The sequence below is a fragment of the Paenibacillus sp. HB172176 genome, assembly GCF_011947265.1.
In the GTDB taxonomy this organism is placed as follows: domain Bacteria; phylum Bacillota; class Bacilli; order Paenibacillales; family Paenibacillaceae; genus Pristimantibacillus.
This window is the reverse complement of sequence record NZ_JAATHD010000013.1, coordinates 79493-97579: the sequence shown is the minus strand read 5'-3', so window position 1 is coordinate 97579 and position 18087 is coordinate 79493. Positions and strand designations below refer to the sequence as shown.

The 18087-nt window shown below is 53.3% G+C and carries 12 protein-coding genes; 1 reads left to right on the top strand and 11 read right to left on the bottom strand.

From position 1 onward, the window contains the following. Positions 1-70 precede the first annotated feature (70 nt). From HFP08_RS17060 to HFP08_RS17035, 6 genes are all read right to left on the bottom strand, one after another. Positions 71-1351 (bottom strand): ArsB/NhaD family transporter, encoded by a 1281-nt coding sequence (locus HFP08_RS17060; protein WP_168121810.1) that lies wholly within the window; start codon positions 1349-1351, stop codon positions 71-73. 249 nt (positions 1352-1600) lie between these two features. After that, positions 1601-2881, bottom strand: coding sequence for an ArsB/NhaD family transporter (locus HFP08_RS17055; RefSeq protein WP_168121809.1), 1281 nt, complete (start codon positions 2879-2881; stop codon positions 1601-1603). A 180-nt stretch (positions 2882-3061) separates the two neighbouring features. After that, positions 3062-3373, bottom strand: a complete 312-nt coding sequence (locus HFP08_RS17050) for an MGMT family protein (protein WP_168121870.1) — start codon at positions 3371-3373, stop codon at positions 3062-3064. A 101-nt stretch (positions 3374-3474) separates the two neighbouring features. Next, positions 3475-4326, bottom strand: a complete 852-nt coding sequence (locus HFP08_RS17045) for an SDR family oxidoreductase (protein ID WP_168121808.1) — start codon at positions 4324-4326, stop codon at positions 3475-3477. An 86-nt stretch (positions 4327-4412) separates the two neighbouring features. Then, entirely contained in the window at positions 4413-4829 is a 417-nt protein-coding gene (locus tag HFP08_RS17040) for an Rrf2 family transcriptional regulator (RefSeq protein WP_168121869.1), read from the bottom strand. Positions 4830-4948: 119 nt separating this feature from the next. Then, complete coding sequence (locus HFP08_RS17035) at positions 4949-5545, bottom strand: TetR/AcrR family transcriptional regulator (protein ID WP_168121807.1); 597 nt, start codon at positions 5543-5545, stop codon at positions 4949-4951. A gap of 306 nt (positions 5546-5851) precedes the next feature. Here HFP08_RS17035 and HFP08_RS17030 point away from each other — a divergent pair, with 306 nt between their 5' ends. Further along, positions 5852-6616: an SDR family oxidoreductase gene (locus HFP08_RS17030; RefSeq protein ID WP_168121806.1), complete on the top strand. Its 765-nt coding sequence runs from the start codon at positions 5852-5854 to the stop codon at positions 6614-6616. A 198-nt stretch (positions 6617-6814) separates the two neighbouring features. On the opposite strand, the gene helD is transcribed toward HFP08_RS17030, so the two are convergent. The 5 genes from helD to HFP08_RS17005 form a co-directional block, all read right to left on the bottom strand. Beyond that, a complete protein-coding gene (helD, locus tag HFP08_RS17025; protein WP_168121805.1) occupies positions 6815-9262 on the bottom strand; it encodes an RNA polymerase recycling motor HelD in 2448 nt (815 codons plus the stop codon). Between the two features lie 1055 nt (positions 9263-10317). Continuing rightward, positions 10318-11604: an IS110 family RNA-guided transposase gene (locus HFP08_RS17020; protein ID WP_168121804.1), complete on the bottom strand. Its 1287-nt coding sequence runs from the start codon at positions 11602-11604 to the stop codon at positions 10318-10320. 261 nt (positions 11605-11865) lie between these two features. After that, a complete protein-coding gene (locus HFP08_RS17015; RefSeq protein ID WP_168121803.1) occupies positions 11866-13290 on the bottom strand; it encodes a LamG-like jellyroll fold domain-containing protein in 1425 nt (474 codons plus the stop codon). A 102-nt stretch (positions 13291-13392) separates the two neighbouring features. Then, positions 13393-16269: a fibronectin type III domain-containing protein gene (locus HFP08_RS17010; protein WP_168121802.1), complete on the bottom strand. Its 2877-nt coding sequence runs from the start codon at positions 16267-16269 to the stop codon at positions 13393-13395. Between the two features lie 25 nt (positions 16270-16294). Next, positions 16295-17872, bottom strand: coding sequence for an extracellular solute-binding protein (locus tag HFP08_RS17005; protein WP_168121801.1), 1578 nt, complete (start codon positions 17870-17872; stop codon positions 16295-16297). Positions 17873-18087 lie beyond the last annotated feature (215 nt).

Sequence of the window (18087 nt, the reverse complement as noted above, 5' to 3'; positions counted from 1 at the left end):
CACTTTCCAATTCCTTTATCCCTAACCTGACTACTTTCGAAAGCAAAATCGAATCCGTCCATCTCAAGCGTTACATCAAGTATCTTACATAGATATACCCCGTTGACAGAACAATAGACAGGAGCATCAGCGGAAATCCGAATTTGATATAGGACATGAATTTGATCGAATGCCCTTCCTTGCCGGCGAGTCCCGCCACAATCAGGTTAGCGCTCGCACCGATCAACGATCCGTTGCCGCCAAGGCAAGCGCCTAGTGCAAGAGCCCACCACAGCGGCTCCAGATCGCTGACGCCCATGTTGCCCATCTCTTGAATCATCGGAATCATGGTAGCGACGAACGGAATATTGTCAAGAAAAGCCGACGCGATAGCGCTAAGCCACAGAATGAGCAGCGAGGTCGCAACGACATCGCCGTCCGTCAATTCAATGGCGTCGGCAGCCAGCTTCGCGATGACTCCGGTCTCCACGAGGCCCGACACCAGCACGAACAACCCGACGAAGAAGAAGATCGTAATCCACTCCACCTTCGTGAACGCTTCTTCCATCATATGCTCGCCGGTCAGCAAAAGCAGCACGAATGCGCCGGCCAGCGCGACCGTGGCCGATTCCAGATGCAGCGATTGATGCAGAAAGAACCCGATGATTGTGAGTCCCAGCACCGCAAGGCTCTTGCGAAGCATGCGATGATCCGTAATCAACTCGCTCTCATCCATCTCCATAATGCTCTGCGTCAGCTCAGGCGTCGTCTGAATCTTCTTCCGGAACATCAGCACGAAGATCGGAATGTACGCAAGCATAATAATGACCGCGATCGGGGTCAGATTATTAATGAAAGCCATGAAGGTCAACTCTTTCACAGCGCTGCCAATCATAATATTCGGCGGATCGCCGATGAGCGTCGCCGTTCCGCCGACATTCGACGCGATAATCTGCGTCAACAAGAATGGAATCGGCGGCACTCGAAGCTGTCTGGTAATGCTGAAGGTGACCGGAACCATAAGGAGCACCGTCGTAACATTGTCCAGGAATGCCGAGCCAATCGCCGTTATGAGCGATAACGCAATCAGGATGCGCACCGGCTTGCCCTTCGATTTCTTGGCGGCCCATACCGCGATATACTTGAATAAACCCGTGTCAGCCGTAATGCTGACAATAATCATCATGCCGATTAACAAACCCAAGGTGTTGAAATCGATATGATGGAGCGCCGTTTCTTGATCTACGATGCCCGTCACAACCATCAGAAGCGCACCGATCATCGCCAGAATGGTTCGATGGATTTTTTCCGAGATGATGAGCGCGTAGATAACAAGAAAGATGCCGATTGCCCAGTATGCCTGTTCCTCCACTTCTTAACCCTCCATTTTGTCCAATAACATCACATGTCTTTTCTTTGAATAATTGTAGCGTAAATTTCCCCATATTCAAAATAAATCATGCGAATTTTCCCGAAAATGAAGAGATATGCAAAATGGAGCTCGGGTATGCAAGAACATGTCGAACCGATTCACTCCTCTTGAGTGGGAAGCCAACCCTCTGAATGGGACGAGGTTGATTCGTCAATCTAGTTGGACCGCGTTAACCTCGCTTGACTTGCCCTACGCCAAATACCGCAAATACACGTAACCGGTAGCCATCACGATGGATAGAATCATGAGCGGGAAGCCGTATTTCAGAAATTGCATGAACTTGATCGGATGCCCTTCCTTGCCAGACATGCCCGCAACAATCAAGTTGGCGCTGGCACCGATCAGCGAGCCGTTGCCTCCCAGACATGCGCCAAGCGCAAGACTCCACCACAGGGGCTCGAGATTGCTCACGCCCATGTTGCCCATTTCCTTAATCATCGGAATCATCGTCGCGACGAACGGAATATTGTCGAGGAACGCGGACGCGATAGCGCTTAGCCACAAAATAAGCAGCGAGGTCGCCACAACGTCGCCATCCGTCAATTCAATCGCCTTGGCCGCAAGCTCCGCAATGACTCCCGTCTCAATCAAGCCGGACACGAGAACGAACAGACCGACGAAGAAGAAGATGGTGATCCATTCTACGCGGCTCAGCGCTTCTTCCATCATATGCTCGCCCGTGAGCAAGAGCAGCAGGAACGCGCCCGCAAGCGCTACTGTGGCCGATTCCAGATGCAGAGCCTGGTGAAGGAAGAAGCCTACGATCGTAAGACCAAGCACGGCAAGGCTCTTGCGAAGCAAGCCATGATCCGAGATCAATTCCTTCTCATCCATCTCCATAATGCTCTGCGTCAATTCCGGCGTGGTCTGTATCTGCTTGCGGAAGAGCAGCATGAAGATAGGAATATATACAATCATCACAATGATTGCAATCGGAGCCAGATTATTGATGAAAGCCATGAACGTAAGCTCTTCAACCGCGCTGCCGATCATAATGTTCGGCGGATCGCCGATCAACGTCGCCGTCCCTCCTACATTCGAAGAGATGATAAGCGTCAGCAGGAACGGAATCGGCGGCACCCTTAGCTGACGCGTAATGCTGAACGTTACCGGAACCATGAGCAGTACCGTCGTGACATTGTCCAGGAACGCCGATCCCACCGCCGTTATAAGCGCCAGCGAGATGAGAATGCGCACCGGCTTGCCCTTCGATTTCTTGGCAGCCCATACAGCGATATACTTGAACAAACCCGTATCCGCCGTAATACTGACGATAATCATCATGCCAATCAGCAATCCGAGCGTATTAAAGTCAATATGGTGGAGCGCTTCCTCTTGATCAACAATCCCGAACACAACCATCAACAGTCCGCCGATCATCGCGAGAATCGTTCGATGAATCTTCTCCGAGATAATCAATGCGTAAATAACCAGAAAAATACCAATTGCCCAATAAGCTTGCTGTTCCACGACATCCCCCCCATTTTTCGCGAAACGCCGCTTTGTTCCAGCCAGATGCTTTCGAAATAAATGCCACTTAACTGGAGTGTCGACGCCTCGTTTTCTACTTCCGTATTCATACGTAAATACTGGGTTAAGGTTCCCGAAAAATATGGGATTCAGTATGCGTGAAAGCTTGCGAAATTATTCCTACCTATTAGAATAATAGCGGTAGCGCTCCAGATTAATTCGCCCCTTCGCGTCAACCTCCACCCCCTCCGCTTCAAGCGAGTACTGCTGATTGAGGCGCGCCTCAACATCCGGTAGCGCGATCTCGCCCTTCGCATTAACGACCCGATGCCATGGCAGATGATGCGCGGCGCTCATCGCATGCAGAATTCGAACCACTTGTCTGGCTCCTCTCGGACTTCCCGCTTCCGCTGCAATCTGGCCGTAGGTCATGACATACCCCGCCGGTATCCCCCTCATGATCTCGATAACACTACGTGTAAAGGGCTGCAATGGAATGACCACCTCCTTTCGACTCCGTGTCTTATAAACGTTTTGATTGCCTCTATTTAGACATATTAATGGAATAGGTTAAAATTCTTCAAGATGTATCGTTAAATGATCGATTTCAAACCTTCGCTAATCGGGGTTGCGGGACGGCCCAGCAGCTTCTCCAAATCCTTGCTTTCGATCTCCAATGCGCCGTCTCTGATGCCTTGCTGGATTCCTTCAAGGATAGGAATAACGAAATCAGGAACGTCAGCACTTTTCATGATTTCACCATATTTGGCATCATCGACCTGAAGCACAGGCACTTCTATACCTAGAACAGATCCAACGACAGAGGCGAGCTCTTCTTGTGTAAGCAGGCTGCCTCCAAGCTCATAGATGGTATTCTCATGCCCACTGCCGGACAATACAGCTGCGGCCGCATCCGCATAATCTTGTTGCAAGGCCCAACCTACTTTGCCTGAACCGGCAGATGTTACCCATGGATGCCCAGCCTTGGCGCCTTGAATATTGCTAATTTCATTCTCCAAGTACCAATTATTGCGAAGAAAAGAATACGGGATGCCCGTTTTAATAATGGCTTCTTCGGTAGCGCGATGTACAACGGCAAGAAATAACGAGCTCTCTTGCGCATTTGTCGCACTCGTATAAGCAATGAATTCGACCTTTGCCCTTTGAGCCGCTTCTACCGCATTCGTATGCTGACGAACTCTTGTTTCGTTGTCCCCGTCGGTCGATATGATCAGCAATCGGTTAATGCCCGCAAAGGCCGAATCCAATGTTTCAGGCCGATCGAAATCTCCGAGCCGAATTTCAACGCCCCTAGCCTTCAGTCCTTTCGCTTTTTCCGGATTGCGAACACTGACTGCCAGTTGACTCGCCGGCACTGTTTTCAATAATGTCTCAACCACTTTTGCTCCTAATTTCCCTGTCGCGCCTGTTACTAACATTTTCATTTTTCCTTACCTCCATAATTTAAATTTTGATATAACCACTTTGGTTACAACGTGATGAAAAATAAAAGCTCTTCATGAGCTCCTATTTACTCAAATCTTGCAGCAAGCTGGCTTATCGTCGTCTGTCCCAATCTTTGCTCCATAGCAGCCTGAGCTTCGTTCAATTCGGATTGAAGAACCTTCTCGATGCTCCGTCCGACCAAGCAGAGTACATTCGATTCCTCATGCATGCCGAATAATCGGTTATCTTCGATCAAGTTGACCGCGCGATAAATATCAAGCAGCGTAATATCCTCGGGCGATCTGAGCAAGAAAGCTCCGCCTACTCCAGGGCGCACATCCACCAACCCTGCTTTCTTGAGCATTCCGATAAGCCGGCGGATGACTACCGGGTTTGTATTCACGCTGCCTGCAATATAATCGCTGGTAACTTCGTTCGAACTAACAGCTATAATAGATAGGATATGGACAGCCATTGTAAAGCGCGTGCTTATTTGCTTCAAAATGATCACCACCGTTGTAACCAGTATAGTTACTTCTGATTCAAATGTCAATACACAGCTTCCCAACCCCTCTGCCCATAGGTACCGCCAACCATTCCTTCTGCATCATTGCTCAATCCTCATTTCTTTACATGCGTCTTCGCCGTTTTCGGCCGCCAGTGGAGGATTGCAATCAACTGCTTCTGCATATAAGGCGGCTCATACTTGAAGCCGCCTTCAATCCAGTGAAAAACCAGCCCCATCAGCGCATGTGTCGAATATGCCTGCAGCAGCTCGGGATTGATCTCGCCGTATGCGTACTCCAGATCCTCGTTCAAGATGCGCTTTACGGAATTGAACATTTGATCCTTCACCATCGGGAGCGCGTCGCTGCGGAACAATACCGTGTATTCTTCCTTCCGGCTGTAGATATGCTCGAACAAGGTGACTGAATTAGCCGTCAATTCGTTCACATGAAACAGCTCCACGTGATCATAAGGCTCGCGAAACGCCGCGATCAGCTCTTCAATCAACTCGTTAATCACTTCCTCCAGCAGCGCTTCCTTCTGCTCGTAATGCGTATAGAAGGTGCCGCGATTGTAATTTGCAAGCTCCACAATCTCCGTAATCGAGATGGAGGAGAAGCTCTTCTCCGACATCAGCTTCAACAGCGCCTGCTTCAACGCCAGCTTGCTTCGCAGCACGCGCCGATCCGTCCTCGTATTCGCCAATTCCATCTCCTCCTGATGCTCCCTCGGTGCTGCGAGAGACAGACTAAACTCCCGAACATCGTCGCTTCTTCATTGAGCTCTACTCTCCTCTTGGCAGTCACACGTCCTCCGATCCACTCTCCTCTATCGTTCTTCTACGCTACATTATCTGCCTATCTGTCAATTATTCAACAAATGAAGCCATATTATATATGGTATCTCCTGTCCCCATTATAGTATAGTCGAACTAACAAATGTACGATATTGTACAGATGTTGAAAATTTTCATTAAAATCCGCCTCATCATCCTTACCATCACAAGGAGGAATACAAATGAAATTACAAGACAAAGTCGCCATCGTTACCGGCGCGGCATCCGGCATGGGCAGAGCCATCGCGCAATTATTCGCGGCCGAGGGCGCCAAAGTGATTGTCTCCGACCTGAACGTAGAAGGCGCTGAAACAGTCGTGGAAGAAATTACAGCGAAGTGCGGCACCGCCGTCGCCGTCGCCGTCGCCTCCAATGTAGCCAAGGAAGAGGATGTTCAGAAGCTCGTCGATGCTGCAGTAAACGAGTTCGGCACACTGGATATTCTCGTTAATAATGCCGGAATCATGGACAACTTTGTACCTGCGGGCGATCTGACGGACGAGCTGTGGGAGCGCGTCTTCGCCGTGAATACGACCGGTCCGATGCGGACCATTCGCAAGTCGCTTCCGATCTTTCTGGAGAAAGGCGCGGGGGTTATCGTCAATATCGCTTCCGCAGGCGGGCTTAACGGCTCGCGCGCAGGCGCGGCGTATACCGCCTCGAAGCATGCCGTAGTCGGGCTTACGAAGAATGTAGGCTACCAATATGCGCTGAAGGGCATTCGCTGCAACGCTATCGCACCGGGCGGCGTAGAGACCAATATCGGCTCGACGCTTACAGCGCCTAATTCATTCGGCATGGAGCGAGCCATGTCCGGCATTGGTATCAACCCGCGCAACGGCAAGCCGGAGGAGGTTGCAAAGGTTGCTCTCTTCCTCGCCTCCGACGATTCCAGCTTCGTGAACGGCGTTGTCGTTGAAGCGGATGCAGGCTGGACGGCATATTAAAGTAAAGTCTGCAGCGAGTCTTAACGGCAGCGCTCAATCCGCCAGATTCATTGCTTTTCATGCGATTCACAAGCTTGAATCGCGCTCTCGCAATACAAAGCCCCCCAACGTCTTCACAGAGCTGGGGGGCCTCGTCTTGCGGGAGATTACGATTATTACGACTCTCAGAGCACGGCGAGAGTTACCTTGCACGATTTTCTATGAATGCCCGCGCACCTCTGCATGCTCCCCCATCTCGTACAAAGACGCGTCGAGCTCCTGAATGAACGACGTCCATTCCCCGACCGCATAAAGATGAAGCCGGTGCATCGCGCGCGTGCACGCGGTGTAGAAGAGCTTTCGCTCGCTTTCCCTGTTGTAGGCGCGGGAAGAAGCATCATAGACGAGCACCGCGTCGAATTCAACGCCTTTGGCGAGATAGGCGGGCAACACCATGATTCCCTTCTCGAAATCGGGCGTCTTCTTCGTGATCAGCCGCAGCGTGTCGCGGCATCTTTCCTGAGCCCTCAAGCTCTCGTAAGCTTCGAGGCTCCCCCCGGCCGTCTTCGTTATGACAGCAATGGAGCTGAAGCCCTCCGCCTGAAGAGCCGCGAGATCCTCCGCCATTCGCTCCGCCAACCCTTCGCCGTTCTCCATTTGGCAGAGCCTTGGCCTCTCGCCGCTTCTCTCGAACGGAACAATTTCTTCACCGCCCGGCAGCATCGCTCGCGTGAACGCCACAATCTCGCGCGTCGACCGATAGCTTCGGAGAAGGCGGCTCACGCTCGTTTCCGAAGCGCCATAGAGCTGAAGAATCGGCGAACTCGAGCCAGATAATTCCGTTGCCTGGGTGAAGATTGCCTGCCCGAAATCGCCGAGCACCGTCATGCGCGCCCTCGGGAACATTTTGCACAGAAATTCATATTGAAACATCGAATAATCCTGTCCCTCATCGACGAACACATGCCGGACCTCTGTATTCACGCGAAGTCCCTCTACGAGCTCCTTCATATACAGATACGGCGTAGCATCCTCGTAGAACAGCTCACCCCGCTTCAGCTTCTCCCTCGTCTGCTCACAGATTTCGGGCCAAAACGCCGGAAGCCCCTCCTCCTTCGTCATCTCCCTATAAGCATGCTCCTCGCCGAACAATTGCGCGTACAGCCCAACCATATCGATGAACTTCATCCCCTTGACGCTTCTTCTGAGCGGTTTGAAGCTCTCCTTCACCACCATCCGTCGCAGGATCTCTTCCTCCTGCTCCACATAATCGAAGTCCGCCTCATCCCGCCTGCTCTTGTTCTGCAGCTTCTCTTGAATCGCCTCATATTGCTCGGCAAAGTCGAAGACGCCGCGCTCCCGGTGAAGCTTATTATGCGCGACGGCATATTGCTCCTTGTCGAGATAATTCAGCTCCTCCTGCACCCAAGAGGCGTTCACTTCCTTGCGCGCAAGCCGGGCCAGCTCCTTCAGCAGCCACTCTTGCAGCTTTTCAACGCGATTAGCCAGGGAAACGGAAGAGTCATAGCTGTAGAACTGCGTTTCCATCTGCTTTGCCGTAACCAACTCCCGTTGCCGGAAGAAGATCGGGCTGAATCGCATGCCCTCCCGCTCCAGCCAGTTCGCATAATTTCGAAGCGCCTCCAGGAACGCTCCTGACGCCTTGTAGGCGATTCCCCGTAAGCGCGCTTTATACTCGTTTGACTCCTGCTCGTTCAGCACGAATTCAATCTGATCGAAGGGATCTTCTAACCCGAATTCCTCGCCAAGCTCATAATCAAGATACTCCTGGAAGGTTGCCTGCTGCATATTCTCCTCGCCCAGCTCGGGCAGCACGGTAGAGACATAGCTATTGAACATCGCATTCGGCGAAAATAACACAATCTGATCGGCCTTTAGGCGATCTCGGTGTTTGTACAGCAAGTACGCCACTCTCTGCAGCGCGGCGGAGGTTTTTCCGCTGCCGGCCGCTCCCTGCACGATGAGCATGCGGCTCTTGTCGTCGCGAATGATGGCGTTCTGCTCCCGCTGGATGGTCGCCACAATGCTCTTCATCTGGGAGTTCGCACCCTTGCCCAGAACCTGCTGCAGCAGCTCGTCGCCGATCGTCACACTGGTGTCGAACACATTCCGAAGCTGTCCGCCCTGAATTTGATATTGCCGCTTCAGCTCCATCTCCCCGCTCACTTGCCCGCCCGGCGTGTCATAGGATGCCTCTCCCGGAGAATAATCGTAGTACATGCTCGCGACAGGCGTTCGCCAGTCATACACCAGGAAGCTGAGGCCATCCGATTCCACGAAGGATGACACCCCGATATACACTTGCTCGCTGAAGCCCAGCCCTTCCTCCCGAAAGTCGATCCTTCCAAAATAAGGAGACTTCAACAGTCTGTTCACGCTATCCCATTCCCTCAGGCGCAGCCGATAGCTGCGCTCGCGCTCCGACAACAGCGCCTCTTGCTGCCTAATGCTATAGAAGGTCTCCTCGAAATCCTCGTCGGTGCTCGTATTGACCGTGACTTCCTCCCAGAAGCTCTTGCGGAAATCGACCGTCTGATCCCGAAGTCCCGACACCTCCGGCTCCAACTGGCCCGCTCTCTCCCGCAGCTTCTCCATCACCAAGTCAAGTCGTTCCTGTTCCCGCTCCATGTCCTTTTCGTTTAACATTCTTGAACTCACATCCCTTTCCGTCGTAATTTCAAGAAAAGATTTGACAATCCGCAAAGTCTCGTGATAATATTGAATTATAGATAAGATGCATTACTTGCGGCTATTAATAAAAATAATCATAAATCGTTTTCCCATCATACCACAGCGCTTCTTTGCGTGCAATAGAAATTAGAATTGAACCGGCGTATCCGCCGGTTTTTTACGTTCGGATAGACTCGTCGCGTTTGCGCGAAAGCATGTGATCGAGTGTAGACTTTTCTGAACATGGAGACCTTGGATATCGTGCCCGTATGACGGCTTTTGCGAGTCTGGCTCCTTGACAATCGCCTCTTCTTGGACGAAGGTTTCAAGCTTTGAAGCCTTGGCGTTTGCACCGAATGATGTCGCTCCACGTGGAAAGCAGCGCTTCCGTGCTGGCCCAAACTCCCCGCCCCCTGACCACTGAAAGTACCTTCCCTCCCGCTCTTCCATTCTTCCACTCGGTGCCGCCGCGATCTGCTCTTACGGACATTTTCGACCCTTAGACCTCGATTTCAGCACTTTCAATTTTCTTACGGACATTTCGGACCCTTAGCGCACAATTTCAGCATAGAAATCCCATTTCTACAGCGCTAAGAGGCGAAAATGTCCGTCCCTCTGGTATTAAGGTGTTTTCTTCCGATATCTTGTTCATACGCAGTATTTCATTCATTCTTGCGAAAACGAATTAGGCTGAAGGCAGACGCTGAGCGGGTGGGGGCTCTCCCCTACAGGCAGTTGGACATACGGGAACAGAAGAGTAAGTGAAATACCCTCTTATTTCCATATATAATGTACACGCCTGCTCCACCAATTGCTTGGAGGTTCACCATCCCATGGCTCAACGGGTCTGTGCCCTTACCTTCCTTCGTTACACCTGTCCAAGTTGTGGAGTCCGATCGGTTTTAGGTAACGGGTCTGTGCCCTTGCGACATTTTCTATCGATCCTCTCGCGACGTGTGGATTGAAATAAACATACTTACGACAATACGTTCGGTTTGACTTTTAGTGCTGATACGACAAATGAGTTGTGATCATGCTGCTGTTTGTAAGGTATTGGCTAGCTTGGGGCTAAACGTATCGCCGCTATGCGCCAAGGCTACCAGTATGCGCAAGAGTTTGCCAATGAGTTTGAAAATCGACGTTTGTTTCTTGAGATGACACGTCTGGACGTAATGGGCATGCCACTCCCGGAATGCGGGGTGATTTTTCACCAGGCCGAGCATCGCCAGATACAGATATTTGCGCAACTGCCTTCGCCCGCGCTTGCTTATGGTGACTTGGCCTCGTCGTTTGCCCGATTGATTTTCGCAAAGACTGAGTCCTGCGAGAGCCAGTACCTGTTGACCGTGCGCGTACTGCTGCAGCGGACCGGTGTTGGCAAGAACGGTTGCGCTCAGCCACGGACTGAGTCCGATTTCGGCTAAGGGAGCACGTTCGGCCTCTGGCAGCTGTTGAAGCAGGTCGTGAACCTCTTCCATGACCTGTATCTGATCGGCCAACAGTTGGGCTCGTACCTTCAGTTGACGTTGGATCTGCCGCCGTAGTTCGGTAGCGGTGGCAGTGATTCCGATGGAAGAATGAGCAGCGGCAAGCAGACGAGCCGCGCTTTCCCGCCCTCTTGCGCCGCCGGAACGAGTCATGCCAGCATCATGCCAGCCCTGCATCACCTCATCCACACTGAGGCCTTGTAAGTCCTCAGGCAGCGGGAATTTCTGCAAGGTTGCGATGGCACGTGGGCAATCCCACCGTTTAAACACTTGCGTGAACTCTGGAAACCCTTCATCCAGCAACCGCTGCAGTCGGTTGCCGATGGCGGTCAAATCGATAGACAGAGCTTCATACTCGTTCACGATACAGCGCAACCTACGGTAATTTTCCTCATGCCAGACCCACTCGTGATAATAGCCGCGAGAGAGGGTGTCTGCAATGACCACCGCGTCCTTAGCGTCGTTTTTGGAGGGACGGTTATCCCGATTCTCTTTGTTACGCTTGACGACTACGGGGTTGACCTGCACGACCTCCTGCCCCTGGTCCAGGAGCCACTGCGCTAATGCACTGCCATAGTGCCCCGTCGATTCCATACCAAAGAGGGATTGCGTCAGGCCAAACCGCCGATACTGCTGCTTGACCCAGCGCATCAGTTTTTCGAAGCCTGCTTGGTCATTGGTAAAGGAACAGGTGCTTCCGACTTCTTGGCCTCTGTAGTTGACGGCGCTCGCCACGTGAATTTCCTTAGCGATGTCGATGCCTACCACCAAGTGGTTTGGAGTGATGCGTGCGATACGTTGATTAATTTGATGTTTTCTTTTAAACTTCATAGTAGAGCGACCTCCTAGGATGATTGTGTTTGGGTAACCCAATCCTACCAGAGGCGCTCGTTTTGTTGCAAAGACCATTTCTTAGCTACAACAGGAATTTTAGGTTTCCGATTCAAATAAAATACACCTCTAACGGTCGAAAATGTCCGTCACAGGTGCTTGGCTGCTTGAATACGCAGCAAAAGACAGGCCGGGCGAACATTCAGCAGGCCTGTCTTCACGTTGATTAGCTCATTCCTTTAAGAAAAAAATGCGCAGCCGCTACCCCGGCAAAACGACGTCCTCCCGCCGCAGCGCCACCGCATAGACGCAAACATGGCGCATCGCGCCGTCGAATGCAGCGCGGCCATCCGAGTCGCCGAACGCGTCGACTCCGAAGCGTCCGCCATAGCCGCCGGTACTGTCATGGCTCCGCACAAGCGAGAACGATGCGAACCCTTCTGCAGTCGCAGCTCCGTCCACGAACAGGGTCAGCCCTCCTTCTTCATAGACGACTGCGATATCCTGCCAGCCGCCGCGCTCAAGCAAACCCGCCGCGCTCACCACTGTTAACAAGCTTCCCTTCGCGCGCACCGCGGCCTCCAGACGCCCGTCGCAAATCCGCAAGGCAAGGCCGTTTTCATCATCGCCCTCGTCATAGAGCAGCTGCGTCCCGGACAGCGAATTCGGCTGGATTTGCATCGTTACCGATCGCATTCCGAACGCGTCGTGAAAGAATCCGTCCTCCTCGCATGCCGCTACCCGCACCGGGGAATAGGTCGTTGTCCGGTAATGCGCCAGCAGAGCGTACCGCTCCAGCAAACTGCGCAGCTCGTTCTCGGCGATCGGGAACACCGTCGCATGGCGAGCCCGATAAGGGAATCGGATGAGGCTCTCGTCCAACTCCTCCGACCAGTTCAGCATATCCCGCGACTCTATAATGCCGAACTTGCCATACGCCCAGTAATCATAGAGAAGCAGCCACTTCTTCTCGGCTACAATCCAGAGGAATTCGGGCCCTTCGGTATAATCCGGAGTTTGAAAGCCGGGAACGCGCGCATACGGACCTTCCATTTGATCAGAAACAGCAAGGAAATTCATTGGAGGCCGAGGACGCGTATCGGGATTGTACACATGGCTCTCATCCTTGACCGCCATGTAATAACGCCCTTCATGCTCTGCAAGACTGGCATCGATCGTCTGAAAGCCCGGGTCGAAGAACAATTGCGTATCCGAGAAGGTCATGAAATCCCGAGTGCGCGCAGCATAATGCTTGCTTTTGCTTAGATCAGCGCCGATGCTCGACGCCCAATAGACGAGGAATTCCCCCGACTCGGCATCATAGCTGAATTCCGGCGCCCAGCTATTCACCGTCTCCGGTATATCCTTCATGAGCGGCAGCGCCCGCTCCTCCCGCCAATGCACCAGATCGTCCGACACCGCATAGCCGATCGACGGCCCCATCGGACGGATGGTGTACACCAGATGCCAGCGACCGTCCGGACCTTGTCCAATGAAGGGATCTCGCAAGATCCCCTCTCCAAGTGTTGATGCCCATACGGGCTTGTTCTCATTAAGCTCGAACCAGCGTCTTCCGTCGCGGCTATAGGCATAATGCAGCTGCTCGACCTTGTGCGTCTGCCCCGGACCAGAGCGGAAATAGCCCATGAGATAGGCGTTATAATCAGAATTTTTCGATGATAGCATGAGTCGGTTTCCCCTTTCGCGAACCCTAGAATTTAGCATTGTTAAGCGTCAAAGAAAGCGAGACATCCCCTTAGGAGATGCCCCGCTTCGTCTAGGATAACATTAATTTTTTCGAAGCGTGTTGGAATGATGATAGCTCTCTCCGCTAGCGTTCTCCGCCGTGATCCAATAATAATACGTCGTGCCGGCTGCGGCGGTTGAATCCGTATACGAGGTTCCCGTAATGCCGCTTTGCAGCGCGACAAAATTCGTGTTAGGCTGCGTGCTCCGGTAAACCGTGTAGCTGTCCGCGTTATCCCGGTAGATGCGCGCCCAATTGAAATTTGCCTGCTCGTTCAAGGAATACAGCCCGAACTTGCCGCTTGGGTGGGATGAATCCGTCGCCGTAAGAATCGGCCCCAATTGATTGATCGACCCTTCGATCGTGCTGCCCTCCACGCGAATGGACATCAAGAGACTCGACAGGTCTAGCAAAGGAGCGTTCAGATCCGCCGTGCTCGTGCTGGCGAGAATGGTTTCCGTTCCGTTCACGACCTTCACGATTTTGAACCGATCCTCGTTGACATTGTAGATGAACCTGTAATAGTTGGCGCTGTCCACATAGCGGGCCACGACTCCGTAAGCGTACGCCGCTTTGCCGGACGGCGCGGCGACCTGCTCCACCATCGTTTCTCCCTCGTAGTTGCCGGTCGCGCTGTTGCTGAATATCGTAATTCCCGTGTTGTTCAGCGGCGATTGGTAGAAGCTCGCGCCGCGGCTGCTGTCGGTCACGACAGACCAAGAGCCCGTCTGCGCCGTCCAGTTGTCAGCCACTCCGTCCTCGAAGTATTCCCGGTACGTCTCCGTCCGCGTGGGGCTCCAGCTTAAGCTGATCGAGGTCGAAGCTTCATTCGTAATGACGGCGTGATGCGGGGCAAGCGGCAGCCAGCCGGCCGCAGCAGCCGACATCTCTGCGGAAGCGCCGCTCTCTCCCCTTCCGTTGTACGCCGTTACTGCGAAGTAGTAAGTCGTGCCAGGCGTCAGATTCGTGACCAGCTGTCCGAGATTATTGCCGACATCGATCGTACTCGTGTAGGTGCCGGAAGCTGTCCCGTACTTGAGGTTATACCCCGTCGCGCCAGGCACGCTCTGCCACTCGACCGCAATATTGCCGAACGTCTCCGCATACGCCCTTCTGGCCATCGGCGCCGAAGGAGGAGACAGCGTAGCAGAAGTCTCGCCCGAGAGCCCGCTCTCGCCTGTCGCATTGTAAGCCGTCACCGCAAAATAATACGTCCCGCCATTCACAAGACCGGTGAGTGTCCGGCTTAGCGTATTCCCCGCGTCAATGGTGGTCGAATAGCTGCCGGAGGATGTGCCGTATTTCACCTTGTACCCCGTCGCGTTCAGACTCGCTTGCCACTTCAAGGTCACCGACTGATTGCCTGCTTCCGTCTGCATCAGCACAGGCGCTCTCGGCGTCTCCGCACTGCCGCTGCGCGTCCATTCCACGCGCATAACGCTGTACGGCGGCACAAGCACGGGGTTGCCGGTGGAAGCCGATTGCACAGCCACGACCGCCGGGCTGCCCGAGCTGTTGGTCGCCAGCGGATCGCTTGAGGTCGTGTATGTCTTGGTCATGGAAGCCGTTACGCTGCTTCCGTTCAGCTTAATGTCGACTTCATGCTCGTTGCCGGATTTGTTCGTGATGACCACATAATTTTTGCCGTTGTCGCCTTTGAAGCCTTGAGCGAACAGGGCCGGCATCGTGCCGCCCGTCTTGCTCACCGTATCGCCGCCCGTTACAGCAGTGCCCCAAAGCGTCGTTCCCTGATTAACGGCTCCGTCGACAACCTGCAGCGATGCCGCGGGCGTACTGTAATACGGATCAAAGTCCAAGGCGCTCGTATCCACCACATTCCCGTCCTGATACGCATCCTCGAGCAAATCTCCATACCCCTCCCATGGCGTGAAGACGCCATTCGTGAAACGGTAGCCAGCCAGATGGGCAATATGCGGATTGTCGATGAGACGAAGAATCGACTCGCTGACATAGATGCCGCCGTATTGCGTATTGTCCAGCAATCCTCCGAGCTTGACGCCATGCTCGCCAATGAAGATTTCGGGATCGGTCAGATTAGCCGCATATTCATCATTGATCAAAGCATTCCAGCTGCTTAGATAACCGTTCGCATCGGTCATCGCCGCCGAGGCATTTGCTCCGTCGCCAACGAAGCGATGCGTCGTAATGGCATCCCAGTAAGGATTAGCATACGCGTACACATCCTCGTCGAAGCTTTGAACCTGCTTGTTGCTCATCGATATGACGGTTTTCGCGTCGGGATAAGCCGACTTGATCACGTCATTGAACACCTTCGCCCGATTCAGATAATCGGTGCCGGTCTTGAAGGCCGGCTGCTGATTGCCGCTTTCCTGCACATAGAACGAAATTTCGTTGCCCAGCTCGAAATACATGACGGGCACGTGATTATCATACAGGTATTTGGCCAAATCGCGTGCCTGCTCCGGGTTGTACTGCAGCACATTGACCATAATGACCGCTTTGGCTCCCGTCTGCTGCAGGAATTCCACGTAATCCGAGATTCGCTCGCCGCCCTTCGCAAGCTGATAACGCTTGGCATAGAGCTGATTGTAATAGCGGCGCGGCTCGCCCTGCGCCTGACCGGTGAACTCGGTATCCGTCAAGCCGAGCTTCCACGAGAAGCTGTTGGTCGGCGTGCCGCCCGGCCACCGGACGAAGCCGATGCGTCCATAGTCCAGCGCCGCGTCGATAAAATCCGGGTCGTTCATGACGATGGCCGTGCGCTCGGGTTCGTTGTTGAAGCCCCGAAAATCCGAATTATACGTCGTTTCATCGCTGGTATCGATACTGATAACCGCTGTTACGGGATCCGCGTAAGCTTTCTGAGATGTAGTTGCTGTCAACGAGAAGGCGGACACATAGACGAATAGAATGATCCATAAACCGGCTTTCCTCATCTTCGTTCTCCTCTCCTACTTCCCCTTATTGACGTTCGCTGTATATCTCGTTCACTTCCTGAGTCAGCTGCTCGCCGCCGCCCGCGAGCCAATCCTTCACGGCGCTGTCAATCTCTTCGAGGGGCGCCTGGCCTGTAATCACCTTCACCATGGAGGACATCCACTTTGAATTCAGCGTGGCGAAGTTGACCGTATTATAGACCTCCGTCTCGATCGCCAGCCCTTGGCCATAGTTCGGCCAGTCGTACTTGTCGTTGTTCGCGAGCCAGCCCTCCACGGCCTTGACGTAATCGGGATCGCTGTATTTATGAAGCTGAATGCCGGTGTCGGCGCGGCGAAAGAAGTTGATCGACAACAAATTGCCCGCGAATTTGGTATCCAGCTTCTCGAAGACGCCGTCGTCGTTCTTCTTGTAATCCACGCCTTCGACGCCTTCCTTAATCAGATCATAGCCTTCATCGGAGAGCATATAATCGAGCAGCTTCAGAATGCGCTGCTGCTTCTTCTCGTCGGTTTTGGCGTTAATGACAACCTTCAATTGCCCCATGCCGTCGGTTTGCAGAGCGCGAATGCCGGTTGGCCCTGCCGGTGGATCCATCTGAACCAGCTCCGCTTCCGGAGCATTCTTCTGAATGTTCGGCTCGTCCAGGCGCAGCACCTCATTCGCGTTCACGCGTTGAATACCGACTTGTCCGTTCCACAGCTTCTTCCTCGCATCGGCAGGCTTCATGACCAGGAAGTTCTTGTCCAGCACGCCTTCATCATATGCCTTGCGCAGAAACCCGATGAATGCCTTGAGCTCCTCGGTTTGAGCCTGCATTGCAATCAGCTTGCCGTCCTTCAGCGCCCACTCATTGCCGAGGCCGAAAGCACCTTGCAAATATTCCGCATTCTCGAACTTGCCGCTGTCGTTCACGATGATCGAGAAGCCTGTTGTGTCGTCCTTCTTGTTGCCGTCCGGATCCTCGGTCACGAACGCTTTCGCCACTTCATAGAACTCGTCGATCGTGGTCGGCATTTCCAGATTCAGCTTGTCGAGCCAATCCTGGCGAATCGAGATCGAGAAGAGATGCGGAATGCTGAAATAAGGCAGACCGTAATAATGCTCCTTGTCGTTCAGCTCCTGCCACGCCGACTCCGGCAATTGCTCCGTCAAATTCGGGTAAGAGGCCAGGAACGACTTCACGTCAAGGAAAACGCCTTTATCCCGCCATTGCATATAATCCTGCGTCGTCACCCTATACACATCCGGAAGGCTGTTCGAGGCGGCAAGCACGCTAATCTTGTCATTGTAGCTCGCGCCCGGAATCCATTGCAGATCCAGATTGATGTTCAGCGCCTCATTCAGCTTCTTCACGAGCTCGGAATCATTCGACGGACCGATCTCCGCGTATTGCGGAATCATCATCGAGATGTCCATCTTCTCCGTGCCGTCGTCGATAACGGCGTCAGCCGTGCTTGTCGGACTGGATTCGCCCCCTGCCGATTCCGTTGGCGCGGAGGTCGCGTTGTTAGCCCCTCCGTTCTCGTTGTTGTTCGACGAACAAGCGGACAGCGTGCTTGCCGTCACAACCGCGGTTAGCAGCAACAATAGTTTTTTCATCGTACAATCCCCTTTTTCTATCAAAATAAAACTGTTCCATCATTACGTGCGATGCGCTCCTCGGGCGATATCCCTTCTCTAACGCTGGTTTTCAGCGCTGCAGGGACGCCCCGGGCGGCATTTCCTCCTCCAACGCTGGTTTCCAGCGCTGCAGTAACGCCCCGGGCGGCATCCCCGCCTCCAACGCTGGTTTCCAGCGCTGCAGGGACGCCTCG